The sequence below is a fragment of the Mesorhizobium sp. M7A.F.Ca.US.005.03.2.1 genome, from assembly GCF_003997795.1.
Classification (GTDB): domain Bacteria; phylum Pseudomonadota; class Alphaproteobacteria; order Rhizobiales; family Rhizobiaceae; genus Mesorhizobium; species Mesorhizobium ciceri.
Genome location: NZ_RZRP01000056.1, coordinates 1 through 14,859, shown reverse-complemented (window position 1 = coordinate 14,859; position 14,859 = coordinate 1). Strand labels below are relative to the sequence as shown.

Below are 14,859 nucleotides of genomic sequence, written 5' to 3'. Positions count from 1 at the left end.
GCGCGAAGATATAATACTGCTCTTCCACCGAAAGCGACCATGTGTGCAGGAGCGGCCGCAGTTCTGCGTCGATGGAGAAATAGTTCATCGTTCTCCAGAAATAGATATTCGACCAGAAGGTCGAGGCGGCGATCACGCTAAGGCTGAATTCGTGGAGATCCGAAGGCAGAAGGATGAACCAGGCGGCAATGCTCGCGAGCAGGATGACGAAGGTCAGCGCCGGCAGGATGCGCCGGGCGCGGCGCCAGTAGAAGCGGCCGATCGAGAACTGGCCCCGCTCAAGATCATCGAGCAGGCTGCCGCTGATCAGATAGCCCGATATGACGAAGAAGATGTCGACACCGGTGAAGCCGCCAGGAATGGCGGACACGCCGAAATGGAAGAGCACGACGGGCAGCACCGCAACGGCCCGCAGGCCGTCGATGTCGCGCCGGTAGTTCATCCGGCCGGCTCGCGCGCGACCACCATGATCCGTGCGGCCGCACCCGACACGCTCATGCGGCGATGCCTTCGGTCGTGCTGAAAATCCCGGCTCGTCGATCTCACAGGCTTACCCTCAGGCAGCAATTTTGCTGCGCTGCAACATGGGTGTCAAGGCATATATTGGCTGTCGCGAAATCCGCCAGGAACGCACAGGATCAGGCGCCGGGCAGATAGATTACCGCGTAATCGTCCGAGTAGGCCCGTTTCCAGCCCAACTGGTCGAAGAAGGGAATCCGGCTGTCGTCGGCCGACAGCAGCGCCCAATCTATTGCGTATTTCTTCAGGCGGGCTTCGAGGAGCGGCTTGCCGTCTCCGCGTCCGGTGTCGTTGTCGCTCTTTGTGAAGCCGCCCAGGAACAGCTGGTCCGTCCGTCCGTCGATATAGGTCTTGAACCCGTGGAAAATCAGCGTGCCGCCGAAATTGTAGGAATTCAGCACATTACCGGACAGATGATGGCTTTCGGCGAATGCCAGCGCCCCGCTGGCCGACGTCTTCGGGCTCGGCGTGACCTGATAGGCGCTGCCGAGCACGGCGACCGCGCCGATCAGCAGAACGGCTGCCGTGCCGCAGATGGCGTAGAACCGTCTGGCTAAGAATCTCTCCAGCCCGTCGCGCTTTTCGGCCAGCCATGCGGTGGCTGAAAGCGAGGGATATTGCTGTGCGACTTCGACCGCGATCACCAAGGGGACCAACAGGAAGAACAGATACATGAAACGCACATGGGCGAGATAGACATGCAGGGTGAAGACGACGAACAACGCCTTGGCCCAGCCAATTCGCAACCGGGACACCAGAAGCCCGAAAAGTCCGAGCAGCATCGCCACTTCCTGGACAGGGCTGTCCGGCGGATTGAACGGTTTCCATTCCATGATCAGCGACACCGCCTCATTGCCGTAGGCCACGGCGAGCGTCGCGAGGATGGCCTGGACGCCATAGGGGTGGATCAGGCTCACCAGCGGGCAAAGCAGGCCGAACGCGATCCACTTCGCCAGCAGGGACGGTTTCGACAGGCCCGTGCGCGCCAGCAGATCGAGACCGGCGAAAGCCGCGATGACGAAGCTCAAGGTGAAGGTGGCGTGCAGGTTCGCCCATAATACGACCAGCACAAGCAGCCACCAGGGCGGCGCCCGTTCTTCCCTTGCCGCACCGAAGAGGACCGCTGTCCAGATGACGATGATCGGGAAGGTGAAGACATGCGGACGCGCCGTGAAGATCGGGTTGATCAGGAACACCGCCGCGAACGCCAGTGTAATCGCCAGGATCGGCTTCAGCCATGCGCTGAGAAACCACCCCATCAGGAAAACCGTCAGGGAGATCGAGGCGATGATCGCGGTGACGACCCCGTTCCAGCCGCCCGCCCGGTAGGCAAGAGCCAGCAGGACCTGCCCCAGCCATTCCTTGGCAATCCAGGGCTGGCCGGCAAACGTGTAGGAATAGGGATCGACGGTCGGAAATGTCCGGTTAGTCAGGAAATCCAGACCGACCTTCACTTGCCACCAGCTGTCGGGATCCTGCAGGGTGGCGCCTGCCTGGGCACCCAACGCACCCGCCATCGCCAAGGCCGCGAGCAGGCAGAAGATCAGCCTGCTCCGCTCGTTGTATGTCGCGGCCGCCGCACTGGCCTGAGCGTCGTTCATGCTGCGCCGCCTCTAATCGGTTCCGGTGACAGTTGGGTGTTCAAGGTGTTGGATTGGCGGGCTGCCGCCGAGGCTTGTCGGCCACCCGAACTGTGCGGTCGGTGCTGTCGTCCCCACGCCCCACAAACACGAAGCGAGCCGAGCCAAGATAGAAAACAACCGAATAGACGCAGATTCCCGCGAGGTGGACCAGCGGGTTTTCGACGATGCCTGCTGAACGGGCGGCGATTACGACGGCCAGATTGATGCTGTAGGCGACCAGAAAGACACCCCCATAGCGCAGCGCGGTCCCGGGCTGGAAGCCATCGGCTCTGCTGAAGGTCCATTGGCGGTTGAGGAAGAAGCCGAGGACAAGGCCGGCGGCATAGCCCGTGGCGTTGGCAAGGATGTCGCCCAGACCCAGCGCAAGCCCGGCCAGAATGACCGCGTATCCCAGCGCCGTGTTCAACAGACCGACGGCGCCAAATCGCAGCATCCTCGGGAAGTCAAACGGCAGGCTTGACCACATGCGCAAAATATTGGGCTCCGACAGGTACCTTGGTGAGGAAGCGCTCGAACGGCCTCAGTCTCGCAAGCATCCGAGGAAAGAAAATCCGGTAGACGATCCTCGTATTGGCAAGGCCCGCCTCGGCCATGCGCCCGCGCATCTCGCGCGAATTTATCAAAACCGCGTTTTCGTCGAAGGCACAGTTCCTCACCGCGTGCGTGGTCAGCGGGTTCCAAGGATTGTGTTCGAAGACGAAGAAGCTGCCGCCATAGGCCAGCACCCTGCCGATCTCGGCGAACAGTCCGATCTGCAGGTTCTCGGGGATATGGTGGAAGACGCAGGCCGCGAAGGCCAGGTCGAAGCTGCCGTCGGCAAAGGGAATTGTCTTGCCGTCGAAATGCGTGAAGGCGGCCTGGCCGGGAAAGCGCTTGCTGGCGATGTCGAGCGATTCCCGCGAAGGATCGAGCAAGGTGATCTCCGCGTCGGGAAACGCGTTGCGCATATGGCCGAGCGAATTGCCGACGCCGGCGCCGAAATCCAGTATTCGTCGCGGTTTGACACCGGCCCGCCGCAGCGTCGCGGCGACGTCGTCGATCTTGTACCTGGCGAAGAAATCCGGGTTTTCGCCGCTCAGCCTTATGCTTGCGGCATGCTGCTCCTGATATTCCCGCGCAAACTGGTCGAATTCCGCCTCAAGCACGTGCGGCCCTCTTTGCCATCTCCTGCAGGCGATGGACCGGCAATTCGCCGTCCTCCACCGCCTGGCTGCGCGAAACGATCTCGTTGACGAAGTAGAGCGGCCGCCGCTTTGTCTCCATGTACATGCGCCCGAGATACTCGCCGAAGATTCCAAGCACCATAAGCTGGACGCTGCCGAGGATCAGCACGATCGCGGCGAGGCTGGTCCAGCCGGGCAACACGTTTCCGACCGACCATTCGAGCAGCGTGTAGCCGAGCACGACCAGCCCCAGAAGCCCGAACATCATTCCGAGCAGCGAGGCGAACCGCAAGGGCACGATGGAGAAGCTGGTCATGGCGTCGACCGCCAGAAGAAGCATTTTCTTCAGCGGATAGTGGGTGGTGCCGGCAAAGCGGCGGTGCCGCTCATAGGGGAAAGCCACCTGTCTCAGCCCGATCCAGCTCACCATGCCGCGAATGAACCTGTAACGTTCTGGCATCGCGTTCAGATGGTCGAGCGCGCGACGGTTCATCAGTCGGAAATCACCGGTATTCGGGGCTATGTCGACGTCGACCATCCGGCGCAGCAAGCGATAGAACATGGATGCGGAGGCGAGCTTGAACCAGCTTTCGCCATCGCGCGTCAGCCTCTGGCCGTAGACCACATCGAAGCCTTCGTTCATCTTCGTCATCATCGCGCCGAGCAGTTCAGGCGGATCCTGCAGGTCGGCATCGAGAATGAGAATGCGCTGGCCGCGACAGAATTCGAGCCCGGCGCTCAACGCGATCTGGTGGCCGTAATTGCGGGCAAGGTCGATGGCGACGATATGGTCGTCCTTTTCAGCCAGCTGCAGAATGGCCTCGCGCGTACCGTCGGTCGCGCCATCGACGACAAGGACGATCTCGTAGGAAGGGCCTTGCCCAAGGCACGCGGCTGTTACCCGCCGATGCAGTTCGGCCACGCCATCCAGCTCGTTGTAGCATGGGATGACCACCGACAGCATGACGCCGCGTCGCGCGGTGTTTCTCTCCGTCTCCACCAAAGCCTTGCTCCCGCTATCCGATTGGGAATAGCGGCAATTGGTTAGAAAACAGATAAGCCAGCGGGATCGGCCGCAACCGTGGGCCGGCCATCATTTCTGCCGCACGCGGCCACCGCCCGAACCGGCAACTCCATGCGGATGCGGGCGCCTTGCCAGGAGCCGGCCAATATCCGGATGGAGCCGTCGTGCAGCAGTGCGATCTGCCGGGCAAGGTTCAATCCCAGGCCCGCGCCGCGCGATTGCGGCCGCAGTCGGTAGAAGGGCTCGAAAACGTTCTCGTGCTCATCGGCTGGAATGCCTGGGCCTTCGTCGCGGATTTCGACGCCGCCGGTTTCATCGATCGCTATGGTGATCGTGCCGGAACCGCCGCCATGATCGATGGCATTGCGCACGAGATTTGCCAGCGCCCGCTCGATCTGCAGCACGTTGATCTCGACATGGACCTTGTTGGCTGGCGGCTCGAAGGCAAGATCGTAGCCTGCTTCGATGGCGAGCGGGGCGAAGTCGGCGGCGACCCGGCCGACAAGATCGCAGAGGTCTATGATCTGGCGCTGGTCCGCCGGGCGGTCGAGCAGCTGGTGGTCGAGCAGCTGTTGCGCAAGATGCGACAGGCGCTCGATGTCATGCAGCAGGCGCGCGCTTTGCGGTTCCTGCTTCAGCAATTCGGCGCGCGTGCGCAGGATGGCGATCGGCGTGCGCAGTTCGTGCGCGGCGTCGGTGAGGAAGCGGTTGTGCCGGTCATAGCCCTGGGCGAGGCGCGCCAGCGTCTGGTTGAAGGCATGCACCAGCGGGGCGATCTCCTGCGGCACATTCTTGACCGGCAGCTGCATCGCACGGGTGCCGATGTCGATGCGCGCGGCCTGCTGGACGGTGTCGACGAGGCCGGCAAACGACCGGCGCACGACGGCTGGCGTCGTCACCAGGGTCGTGGCTCCCATGACGAGGACGATCGGCAGCAGCAGGATGACGATGATGGCCGCGAGAGCGGGAAGCGCCTTCTCCCAGTTCCTGCTGCCGTCCGGGTTCTTGGCGACGTCGATGGTGGCCGAAATGGTGACTTCGAGGCCGTCGGTCTCTTCCCGTGACGATCGCGTCGCGGCAATGATCTGAACCGTGCCAGCCTTGGTCGAAACCCTTTCGAGATAGGCCTCCGGCCTCAAATCATCTTCGGAAAAACCGACGGTGGCGTGATCGACCTGGCCCAGCAGATCGCCAAAATTCCTGGTGTAGACGTCGGGTATGTTGCCGAAGCGGATGCTCTGGCCGTTGTTGTCGCGGATGATGTACCAGACATTTGGGAAACCCTCACGAAACGAACGCAACCCATCGGTCTCATGGACGATCAATCTGCCGTTGCCGTCACGATCGACGGCATCCTTGAGGGTGGCGACGGCAGCCTCGTTGTCGACAAGAAGCCGTGGATCGGCGATCCACAGCGCGGCCGCGCACAGCACGATGAAGACAAGAAGCGTCGCCGCCTGCAACAGGATCATCCGGCGCACCAGCACCCATTGCAGCGATCGCGTGCGCGGCTTCTTCACGAGGCGGCCCGCAAGAGATAACCGAGGTTGCGGATCGCCCTGATCTCGATGCCGGCAGCGACGTCGTCGAGCTTGCGACGCAGCCGCGAAATGTGCGCATCCAATGCGTTGGAGCCGATCTCGTCGTCGAGAGCATAGACGGCTTCTTCCAGCGCCCCGCGCATGATCGTCCGCCCCGGCCTGCGGATGAGCGTTTCGAGCACCAGCCGTTCGCGCCGCGGCAGTTCCAGCGCCTGGTCCTCGACAAGCGCCTCGCGATGGCGGAAATCATAGGTGAGGCGGCCGACCATCACCTGATTGGCACGCGTGGTGAACGAACGCCGGTGCAAGGCATTGAGCCTGGCGACCAGTTCCACCGTGGCGAACGGTTTGACCATGTAGTCGTCGGCGCCGGCGTCGAGCCCCGCCACGCGATCGTCGAGCCCGCTGAGCGCCGTCAACGCGATCACCGGCACGTCCAGATGCAAGGCCCGCAGGCGCGGGATCAGGCTGAGGCCATCGCCATCCGGCAGCCGGCGGTCCAGCACCACCGCGTCATGGTGGCCGAGCCGCGCCACGGCTTCGGCATCCGCCAGTGTCGCGGCATGGTCGACGATGATGTCCTGGCGCTCGAGCGCGGTCTTCAGCACCGAGGCCATTTCCGGCTCGTCCTCGATCAGCAGGATGCGCATGCGCACTCTCCGTCACAGGCAGCCGGCACGCTATGGCAATTCATTCGCATTCCAGCTTCGGTTGACGAAAATTGGTGATGAACCATCTGCCGCCCGAGGCGCGGGCATAGAACGTATAGAAGCATTCCTGGCGCTCGATATAGCCAGGCGTTTCGGTTTCTTCGTAGACGGTTCCGTGTTTTGTGTGGCGAACTTCGCCGCTGGAGCTTCCGGAAACCGCATTGGTGGATATTTTCCGCCACTGATAGGCCCGCTCGCCCCGGCCGAGATCAACGACGGCGGTCGGCGGCCCGTAGTCCAGAATGACCGATTCGACCGGTTGCCCGATGTAGTTCTTCATGATGTCGGAGGCGCATCCCGTCAGCACCAGCACGATCGCGATGAAGAACGCCTTGGAGATCCACACCAGATGGTTTGCGCTGCGTTTGGACATATCCGATTCCCGTCATCAAGGTCATCCGCGGCACCGAATGCATGTCGCCCAAAAGCGGTCCCGGTTTGGGACAACGACATGCACAAAACAAAACCTGAAGCGGGCCGCATGATCCGTTTCGATGCGACGCGCTTTAGGACGTGAAGATTGCATCGGCATTACGCAGGACCTGGCACACAAATGCGGTCTGCCGACACGCGTCGATGACGGTGCGGATGGAGGCAAAGCAATTGCGCGGTCCCGTTGCATCCGGGCGCCGCGCAAGGTCGTTCAAGCAAAATACAGAACAGGTTCGGCGGAACCCATGGCCTGCTTAGAACCGGTAGTTGATGCCGGCCTTCAGTTCATGGCTGCCGATCGTCGCCTTGGATTTGCCCAGGGCGGACGTCGTTTCGACGCCTGGGGTGCGCACATAGTCATATTCGACCTTGGCCGAGAGGCCGCCGGCAAAACCCTGCTCGATGCCGCCGCCGACCAGATAGCCGAGTTTCCATCCGTCGATATCGTTCACCTTGTCGCCCTTGTCGAATTTGGTCATGGCGACGCCGCCGGTTCCAAACAGCAGCGTCTGGTCGAAGCTCAAGCCGGCCTTGGCCTTGGCGGCACCGCGCCATTTTTCCTTGATCTTGCCGCCCCGGACGTCGTGCTCGGCGCCACCCAGATAGGAGCCCTCGATCTCGGCACCGAGAACCGCTGGACCCATCTGCTGGTTGTAGCCGGCCTGAAAGCCGCCGCTGAGACCATTCCTGCCGGCAAACGGGTTCGGCATCCCGGTGAACGCCGTGCCGCCATGCACGCCGACATAGGCGCCGCTCCACTGGAACGCGGGGGGATCATTGTAGGCGGGCGAAAGGTCGGCGGCCATCGCCGGCCCCAGGAGGCACATGGCAAGGGCACTTGCCGTCAGGATGATCTTTGCTTGAGAGAACACTGCATTACTCCAACACGCGCGCGCATCCGGCAATCGATGCGCAGGTTTCCCGAAGAACTCGACCGTTGAGGCGGTCGGGCTCCGATTTGGTGTCTTTCAGGGATGGTTGCGCGGTCCTGGGACTGGCTTTCGCCAGTTGTGGTAGGGGGTCAGATCGCCCGCGCGGCCAATCGCCTGAAAGACGCCGACCGTCTCGCAGGCGAAAATTGCACGCACATTGCGGGAAATCGAAAAATGAAGGTTTTTCGCTTTGTTTTCAATAAAGTAAAGCGATGTTGTTTACGCAAATTTAACAGTCTGGCGCGGGTTTAGTCCGTTTGGCAGCACAAGCCTGCCATGCAATCGCGCGGTGCAGGCCGTTGGCATCCCGCAAAACTCCCGGCTTGAAGCGGACAAGCCAAGTGCGTATGTCTGGCCGACGCCCTCGAACCTGGGTGCCTCAATCGGGAGACGAGCCTTGTCCGCACTGACGCGCTTTCTTGGCGACTCGCCGCTCAAGGTGATCCTGAAACTGCTGGTGGTGTCTTTCCTCGTCGGCCTGGTCATGAATGCCTTCGGCTGGTCGCCGATGGATGTGCTCTACGGCATCCGGAAGTTCTTCATGGACCTGTGGAATCTCGGCTTTCATGCCATCGACCGTTTCCTCGGTTATATCCTGCTGGGCGCGGCTATCGTCGTGCCGGCGTTCATCCTGTTGAGGCTCGCCAACTACCGGAAGTAGAGCATGATCCCGAACCGCAGGTCCGCGTCAGCGAACCCTGGCACCGGTTTTTGGACAAGATCGTACTATCGGGCGTGACCCGCGGCGCCCTCGAACAGGAGGGCGTGGGGCGGGGCAGGGGCGGGAACATGGGTGGAATAGCCACCGCCGATGACGCCGCAGACCGGAACGCCCTGCGCGCGAAAATGGCTGATGACCATGTCGTCACGGGCGCGCAGGCCGTCATCCGACAGCGACAGCCTGCCAAGCCGGTCATCTGCATGGACGTCGACGCCGGCATTGTAGAACACGATGTCCCAATGCGCCTGTGCGGACAGCTCCGGCAGGATGGCGGCGAGCCTCTCGAGATAGGCAGCGTCACCCGTGCCGTCGGGCAGCGCGACATCGAGGCCGGAGGCGATCTTGCGCACTGGGTAGTTGCGGTCGCCATGCATGGAAAAGGTGAACACGCGCGGGTCATCGGCGAGAATATCCGCCGTGCCGTCGCCCTGGTGCACGTCGAGATCGACGACCAGGATGTTTCGTGCCGCGCCTTCGGCGAGCAGCACCAATGCGGCGACGGCGACATCGTTGAAGGTGCAGAAGCCCGCGCCTTGCGCGCGCCGCGCATGGTGGCTGCCGCCGGCGGTGTTGCAGGCGATACCGTGGCGCAAGGCCAGCCGCGCCGCCAGCACCGTGCCGCCGGTGGCAAGCTGCGCGCGCAGCGAGACGCGGGGTCCGATCGGAAAACCGATCTCGCGTTCGATCTTTTCGGGCACGCGGCAGTTGATGACCTGGTCGACATAGTCCGCCGCATGGGCAAGCTCCAGCCATGAAGCCGGCGCCGGTTCGGCGGTGCTGAGCGCCTCGGGGCCGGCGAGGCCGCGTGTCCGCAGCGCCTCCATCAGCAAGGGATATTTGCTCATCGGAAAGCGATGGTTGACGGCGAAGCCGGCGTCGTAGTCGGGATGATGGACGATCTGCAGAGGCATGAACTCGTATCCGGCTGGCTCACGCCAGACCGGGATTTCGGTTGGCCGTCAAGGGATAGGTGATTGCGCGGTGGCCGGAAAATGGGGCACATCGACGGTTCCATCAAGCCGCAATCAGCAAGGCAGCAATCCTTGGACAAAGGTGCAACCCCAGCCGACGCCGGATCCCCGATCCTCTCGGGATCGCCGATTCACTCCGGATCATTTGTCGTCACCAACCGCTCCGTGCTCGCCATCGCGGTGCCGATGACGCTAGCCTATCTGACGACGCCGATGCTCGGCCTGGTCGACACGGCTGTCGTCGGCCAGTTCGGCGATGCCGCCTTGCTTGGCGGCCTGGCGGCCGGCGCATTGATCTTCGACGTCGTCTTCACCTCTTTCAATTTCCTGCGCTCGGGCACCACCGGCCTTGTCGCACAGGCATTTGGGCGTGGCGATGCCCTGGAGGAACAGGCGGTGTTCTGGCGCGCCGTGCTGATCGCGGTTATCGCCGGCATCGTGCTCGCTGCCCTTGCGCCGCTGGTCGCCATCGCCGGGCAAAAGTTCATGGGCGCCGAACCGCGCGTCAGCGAGGCGATGGGCGTCTACATCAGGATCAGGCTGCTTGCAGCCCCCTTTTCGCTGATCAACTACGCCATCCTCGGCTACGTGCTGGGGCGCGGCGAGGGCGGGCTTGGACTGGTGCTGCAATTGGTGCTGAACGGCATCAACATCGCGCTGTGCTTCCTGCTTGGGCTGAAACTTGGCTGGGGCGTCGCCGGCGTTGCCTGGGCGACCGTCACCGGTGAGTTCCTGGCCATGCTGCTCGGCCTGGCCATCGTGATCCGCCGGTTTCGCGCGGCCCCGCCCTTGCCGCGCCATCGCCTGCTCGACATGACCGCCTTCCTGCGCATGCTGTCGCTCAACCGCGACATCATGATCCGTTCGTTCTCGCTGCTCGCCGCCTTTGCATTGTTCACCCGCCAGGGCGCGCAGTTCGGCACGGTGACGCTGGCCGCCAACGCCGTGCTGATGAATTTCTTCCTCGTCGCCGGCTATTTCCTCGATGGCTTTGCCACCGCCGCCGAACAGCTGGCGGGCCGTGCCGTCGGCGCACGTGCCGCCGCACCGTTCCGCCAGGCCGTGCGGCTGACGCTGTTCTGGGGTTTCGGGCTGGCGGGAGCCGCGACGCTGGTAATGCTGTCTGGTGGCGCCAATCTGGTCGCTCTCGTGACGACATCGGAGGACGTCCGTTCGGTGGCCGACATCTACCTGCCATGGGCGGCATTCACGGCGCTGAGCGGTGTGCTGGCGTTCCAGATGGATGGCGTCTTCATCGGCGCGACCTGGTCCCGCGACATGCGCAACATGATGCTGCTGTCGTTCCTGGTTTTCGCGGCCGCGCTGCTGACCCTTGCGCCGGCCTTCGGCAACACTGGACTGTGGGCGGCGCTGCACGTCTTCCTGCTGGTGCGAGGCTTCAGCCTGCTGACGATCCTGCGGCTCAGGGTGCGGACGGCGTTTTAGACGGTGTCCCTGCGCCGTCCAGGACACTGAGCGGCAGCTTCGCGATAGGAATTTTTTCTTGACTCGGTGACCTCAGCTATGGTAGATTTTTGCCCATGGTGCTGATTTGCGCCAATGACCCGCCGCACTGGCGGGTTTTTTGTTTGATGCGCCGTCAGCCAACGCCCGGCGAAAGCTCCGAAGGAACCCGTCGACCCGAGTTCGTTGCACCATCTGCGAGCGGGCCGTCAGCCGCGACCTGCGCTCCTGAGAGCAGTTCAGAGTTGCCTGGACGCCCAGAAGTCGAGGCGGCTGTCGCGCAACTCGCAAATCGACTTCAGCCGTTCTTTTTCGACGAAACGGGCCATTCCGGAAAGAATACGGCCTGGCAGCGAAGGCCCGGCATAGATCATGCCGGTGTAGAGCTGCACCAGATCGGCACCCGCACGGACCTTGTCCAGCGCCGTATCGGCGGAATCGACGCCGCCGACGCCGACGATGGCAAGCTCCGGCCCGAGCAGTTTGCGCATCTTCGCCAGCACGATGGTCGAACGCTCGAACAGCGGCTTGCCGGAGAGCCCCCCGCTCTCGCGTGCGGTGTCGCCGCTGCGCAGTGGCGGCCGGGAGATGGTGGTGTTGGAGACGATGACGCCGTCCACCCGCTTTTCCGTGACTTCGGCGGCGATGTCCTCCAGCTCTGCCTCGACCAGATCCGGCGCGATCTTCAGGAACACCGGCGGCTGGGCGGTTGCCGCGGCGCGCGCGGCCATGACCCGCGACAAGAGCTCGCCAAGCTGCTCACGCGCCTGCATGTTGCGTAGGCCCGGCGTGTTGGGCGAGGAGATGTTGACGGTCAGATAGCTGGCGTATTGCGCAAACCGGGCGGCGCCGCGCTCATAGTCGCCGATGCGGTCGCTGCTGTCCTTGTTGGCGCCGATGTTGACGCCGACGATGCCGCCACGCCCCTTGCGCGCAGCAAGGCGCTTTTCGGCCGCTGCATGGCCTTCATTGTTGAAGCCCAATCGGTTGATCACCGCATCGTCGGCCGTCAGCCGGAAAATGCGCGGCTTCGGATTGCCGGCCTGCGCCAGCGGCGTGATCGTGCCGACCTCGGCAAAGCCGAAGCCCAGGCCAAGCAGCGCGTCGGGCACTTCGGCGTTCTTGTCATAGCCGGCCGCCATGCCGAGCGGATTGGGGAAATCGAGGCCGCAGATGCTGACCGTCAGCCTGTGGTCGCGGATCGCTGGTGCACCAACCGGAACGCCGCATCGCAAGGCCGCGATCGACAGGCCATGCGCGGTTTCCGGATCGAAGGCGAACAGCAGCTTCTGGCCGAGCCGGTCGAGCACGCTCATTGCCCCTCCAGTGCCGGGAACTGGTGCACACCATCGGAGCCAAGCGGCAGTGGCCGGACCCACAGCACAGCCTTGAGGCCGAGCGGACCATAAAGATGCGGAAACAGCGCACCACCGCGCGAGACCTCGTATCTCAGCGCAGCACCCAGGCTGGCGCCGTCGATGGCGACCAGCAGAAGGTCGGTCTGGCCGGCAAAGTGCTTTGCCGCCGTTTCCTTGACCTGCGCCGCCGTGGAGAAGTGGATGAAGCCGTCTGCGACATCAATCGGCGCGCCGGTGAAGCGGCCATGCGTTTCGGCCTCGCGCCAAAGCGCCTGCGGGGTTATCTTGTAGATAATCTGAGACATGGTTGCGCTATAGAGCAGTTCCAGGAAAAGTGTGAAACGGTTTTCCCGGGAAAAGCGCATAGCGCTTTCCCTTGGGAATTGCTTCAAAAGATTCCGAACCAGCCATTCGGGAAAGGCCACGCCAAGGGTCTTCCCCATTTCCGGCGCAAACATGCGATATCTGAGGCCTTTGCCATGGAGGACAACATGCGTCTGCAGCACATCTTGATCCCCGCCGCGCTCGTTTCGCTGGTCGCGGCTTCAGCTTATTCGGAAGAAACCGACCGCTACCGGCTGGAAAAGTCGGCCACCGGCTATATCCGCATGGACACCCAGACCGGCGCCATGTCGATCTGCGACGAACGCTCCGGCCAGCTCGTCTGCAAGATGGCGGCCGACGAACGCGCCGCTTTCCAGGACGAGGTCGACCGCTTGCAGACCTCGATGAAGGCGATGGACGAGCGCGTCACCAAGCTCGAGAATTCGCTCTCCGCCCGCCTCGAATCGAAACTGCCGAGCGAAGAGGATTTCAACAAGACGATGGGCTACATGGAGCGCTTCCTGCGCGGCTTCATGGGGATCGTCAGGGATATGGACAAGGACAACGGCGCCCAGCCCAATTCGCAGAAGACCTGAGCGTTTCAACCACGGGAGGCGGCGCACTGGCTTTGCCGCTTGAAAACAGCGCGCAGCCGCTCATAATCGTCCAGTTGAACCCGAAAAGCCAAAAATCATCGGGGATTCGGGGAGGGACATTTGCCGGCAGGCTATTCTTTCGTCATCGCCGACGATCACCCGCTGTTTCGCGGTGCGCTGCGCGAAGCGCTCGCCGGCATCGGCAATGTCGCCGCCATCCATGAAGCCGGCGATTTCGAGAGCGCCAAGGCGCTGGTCGTTGCCAACGAGGACGTCGACCTGGTGCTGCTCGACCTGTCGATGCCGGGCGCCAGCGGCCTGTCCGGCCTGATCTCGCTGCGTGGCATTCATCCGGCGGTGCCGCTGGTCGTGGTGTCGGCGCATGACGATCCGGCGACCATCAGGCGGGCGCTCGACCTCGGCGCTTCCGGCTTCATCTCCAAATCGGCCAGCATGGAAGAGATCCGCAGCGCCGTGCAATCGGTGCTTGCCGGCGATATTGCAGCACCCGTCGGCGTCGATCTCGGCACCGAGCGCGACCCTGAAATATCCGACCTGATCAAGCGGCTGCAGGCGTTGACGCCGCAGCAGACCCGGGTGCTCGGCATGCTGGCCGAGGGCCTGCTCAACAAGCAGATCGCCTATGAACTCGGCGTCTCCGAGGCCACCATCAAGGCGCATGTCTCCGCCATCCTGCAGAAGCTCGGCGTCGACAGCCGCACCCAGGCGGTGATCCTGCTGTCCAAGATCGGCAGCGACCCGCTGCAGCCGGCGGGTTAGACCCCTATTCCGCCGCCGGCGCCAGCGGCCTGACCCTGGCCATCATCGAGCGCAGTACCGCTGGTTTGAGCGGTTTGTTGATCACCGCAATCTCGAGCCCGCCGGCGGCCGTGCGCACCTCGTTGGAGCGGTCGGCGGTGACCAGCACGGCCGGCAGGGTGTCGCCATGGATCGCACGCAGCCTGACGACGAGTTCGAGGCCGGTTTCGCCGTCGAGATGGTAGTCGGCAAGGACGATGTCCGGGCGGTGTATCTTCGCGGTCTCCAGATCCTTTGAACCGGACGCGGTGTCGACGTTGCAACCCCAGCCTTCGAGCAGGAGCCGCATGCCTTCGAGGATGCGGGCGTCGTTGTCGATGCACAGCACGTGCAGACCGGCCAGCGAGGCCGTCGCGCGGGCGGGAGCCCTGGCTTCGATCTCGCGTCGTGCCTGCACGGCCGCGACGGGCAGGATAACGGAGAATCGCGTGCCCTTGCCCGGACTGGAAAAGATGCGGATCTCCAGGCGCAACACCCGGGCGATGCGGTCGACGATGGAGAGGCCGAGACCGAGGCCCTCGGCCTCGCGCGCGCCCTCGTCGAGCCGGGTGAATTCGCGAAAGACGGTGTTCAGCTTGTCGCCGGCGATGCCGATGCCGGTGTCGATCACCTGGATCTCGGCCAATTCGCCGCGCCGCCTGA

The 14,859-nt window shown here is 63.2% G+C and carries 17 protein-coding genes; 4 read left to right on the top strand and 13 right to left on the bottom strand.

Annotated elements, in window-relative coordinates; translation table 11 throughout:
• From EN991_RS05505 to EN991_RS05465, 9 genes are all read right to left on the bottom strand, one after another.
• The coding region (locus EN991_RS05505) for an acyltransferase (protein ID WP_164768876.1) at positions 1–442 on the bottom strand (442 nt) is incomplete at its 3' end.
• A gap of 196 nt (positions 443–638) precedes the next feature.
• Positions 639–2,120 carry a hypothetical protein gene (locus tag EN991_RS05500; protein ID WP_127368327.1) on the bottom strand — a complete coding sequence of 494 codons (1,482 nt, stop codon included), beginning with the start codon at positions 2,118–2,120 and terminating at the stop codon, positions 639–641.
• A 40-nt stretch (positions 2,121–2,160) separates the two neighbouring features.
• Complete coding sequence (locus EN991_RS05495) at positions 2,161–2,595, bottom strand: GtrA family protein (protein WP_245492110.1); 435 nt, start codon at positions 2,593–2,595, stop codon at positions 2,161–2,163.
• Positions 2,596–2,605: 10 nt separating this feature from the next.
• Positions 2,606–3,307 (bottom strand): class I SAM-dependent methyltransferase, encoded by a 702-nt coding sequence (locus EN991_RS05490; RefSeq protein ID WP_063170022.1) that lies wholly within the window; start codon positions 3,305–3,307, stop codon positions 2,606–2,608.
• On the bottom strand, positions 3,300–4,289 hold the full coding sequence (locus tag EN991_RS05485; protein ID WP_181172679.1) for a glycosyltransferase family 2 protein: 990 nt from the start codon (positions 4,287–4,289) through the stop codon (positions 3,300–3,302). Before EN991_RS05485 ends, EN991_RS05490 begins: the two co-directional genes overlap by 8 nt.
• Before the next feature lie 80 nt (positions 4,290–4,369).
• Positions 4,370–5,869 carry a HAMP domain-containing sensor histidine kinase gene (locus EN991_RS05480; RefSeq protein WP_127368326.1) on the bottom strand — a complete coding sequence of 500 codons (1,500 nt, stop codon included), beginning with the start codon at positions 5,867–5,869 and terminating at the stop codon, positions 4,370–4,372.
• Complete coding sequence (locus EN991_RS05475; RefSeq protein WP_013533623.1) at positions 5,866–6,540, bottom strand: response regulator transcription factor; 675 nt, start codon at positions 6,538–6,540, stop codon at positions 5,866–5,868. Before EN991_RS05475 ends, EN991_RS05480 begins: the two co-directional genes overlap by 4 nt.
• A gap of 40 nt (positions 6,541–6,580) precedes the next feature.
• Positions 6,581–6,973 carry a hypothetical protein gene (locus EN991_RS05470; RefSeq protein WP_013533622.1) on the bottom strand — a complete coding sequence of 131 codons (393 nt, stop codon included), beginning with the start codon at positions 6,971–6,973 and terminating at the stop codon, positions 6,581–6,583.
• 313 nt (positions 6,974–7,286) lie between these two features.
• Positions 7,287–7,904, bottom strand: a complete 618-nt coding sequence (locus EN991_RS05465) for an outer membrane protein (RefSeq protein ID WP_127368325.1) — start codon at positions 7,902–7,904, stop codon at positions 7,287–7,289.
• 457 nt (positions 7,905–8,361) lie between these two features.
• On the opposite strand from EN991_RS05465, the gene EN991_RS05460 reads away from it, so the two are divergent.
• The gene (locus tag EN991_RS05460) at positions 8,362–8,625 is read left to right on the top strand and encodes a DUF6460 domain-containing protein (RefSeq protein WP_013533620.1); all 264 of its coding nucleotides are present in this window, start codon (positions 8,362–8,364) and stop codon (positions 8,623–8,625) included.
• 65 nt (positions 8,626–8,690) lie between these two features.
• Here the strand turns inward: EN991_RS05460 and EN991_RS05455 are convergent, their stop codons facing one another.
• Entirely contained in the window at positions 8,691–9,596 is a 906-nt protein-coding gene (locus tag EN991_RS05455) for a histone deacetylase (protein WP_127368324.1), read from the bottom strand.
• Between the two features lie 171 nt (positions 9,597–9,767).
• Between EN991_RS05455 and EN991_RS05450 the strand changes: the two genes are divergently transcribed.
• Entirely contained in the window at positions 9,768–11,102 is a 1,335-nt protein-coding gene (locus EN991_RS05450) for an MATE family efflux transporter (RefSeq protein ID WP_164753419.1), read from the top strand.
• 257 nt (positions 11,103–11,359) lie between these two features.
• On the opposite strand, the gene EN991_RS05445 is transcribed toward EN991_RS05450, so the two are convergent.
• Together EN991_RS05445 and EN991_RS05440 are read right to left on the bottom strand one after the other, a co-directional pair.
• Positions 11,360–12,436, bottom strand: a complete 1,077-nt coding sequence (locus EN991_RS05445; RefSeq protein WP_127368322.1) for a quinone-dependent dihydroorotate dehydrogenase — start codon at positions 12,434–12,436, stop codon at positions 11,360–11,362.
• Positions 12,433–12,783, bottom strand: coding sequence for a DUF952 domain-containing protein (locus EN991_RS05440; RefSeq protein ID WP_024503140.1), 351 nt, complete (start codon positions 12,781–12,783; stop codon positions 12,433–12,435). The genes EN991_RS05445 and EN991_RS05440 overlap by 4 nt, the downstream gene beginning before the upstream one ends.
• A gap of 186 nt (positions 12,784–12,969) precedes the next feature.
• On the opposite strand from EN991_RS05440, the gene EN991_RS05435 reads away from it, so the two are divergent.
• Entirely contained in the window at positions 12,970–13,398 is a 429-nt protein-coding gene (locus tag EN991_RS05435; RefSeq protein ID WP_013533615.1) for a hypothetical protein, read from the top strand.
• Positions 13,399–13,518: 120 nt separating this feature from the next.
• Positions 13,519–14,178, top strand: coding sequence for a response regulator transcription factor (locus EN991_RS05430; protein ID WP_064995689.1), 660 nt, complete (start codon positions 13,519–13,521; stop codon positions 14,176–14,178).
• Between the two features lie 4 nt (positions 14,179–14,182).
• On the opposite strand, the gene EN991_RS05425 is transcribed toward EN991_RS05430, so the two are convergent.
• The coding region (locus tag EN991_RS05425; RefSeq protein ID WP_127368321.1) for a hybrid sensor histidine kinase/response regulator at positions 14,183–14,859 on the bottom strand (677 nt) is incomplete at its 5' end.

What these genes read in the sequence shown, in the direction of transcription:
- EN991_RS05475 (WP_013533623.1), bottom strand. Translation starts at nt 6,540, where the DNA reads ATGCGCATCCTGCTGATCGAGGACGAGCCGGAAATGGCCTCGGTGCTG.
- EN991_RS05455 (WP_127368324.1), bottom strand. Translation starts at nt 9,596, where the DNA reads ATGCCTCTGCAGATCGTCCATCATCCCGACTACGACGCCGGCTTCGCC.
- EN991_RS05435 (WP_013533615.1), top strand. Translation starts at nt 12,970, where the DNA reads ATGCGTCTGCAGCACATCTTGATCCCCGCCGCGCTCGTTTCGCTGGTC.
- EN991_RS05470 (WP_013533622.1), bottom strand. Translation starts at nt 6,973, where the DNA reads ATGTCCAAACGCAGCGCAAACCATCTGGTGTGGATCTCCAAGGCGTTC.
- EN991_RS05445 (WP_127368322.1), bottom strand. Translation starts at nt 12,436, where the DNA reads ATGAGCGTGCTCGACCGGCTCGGCCAGAAGCTGCTGTTCGCCTTCGAT.
- EN991_RS05485 (WP_181172679.1), bottom strand. Translation starts at nt 4,289, where the DNA reads ATGCTGTCGGTGGTCATCCCATGCTACAACGAGCTGGATGGCGTGGCC.
- EN991_RS05440 (WP_024503140.1), bottom strand. Translation starts at nt 12,783, where the DNA reads ATGTCTCAGATTATCTACAAGATAACCCCGCAGGCGCTTTGGCGCGAG.
- EN991_RS05500 (WP_127368327.1), bottom strand. Translation starts at nt 2,120, where the DNA reads ATGAACGACGCTCAGGCCAGTGCGGCGGCCGCGACATACAACGAGCGG.
- EN991_RS05495 (WP_245492110.1), bottom strand. Translation starts at nt 2,595, where the DNA reads ATGCTGCGATTTGGCGCCGTCGGTCTGTTGAACACGGCGCTGGGATAC.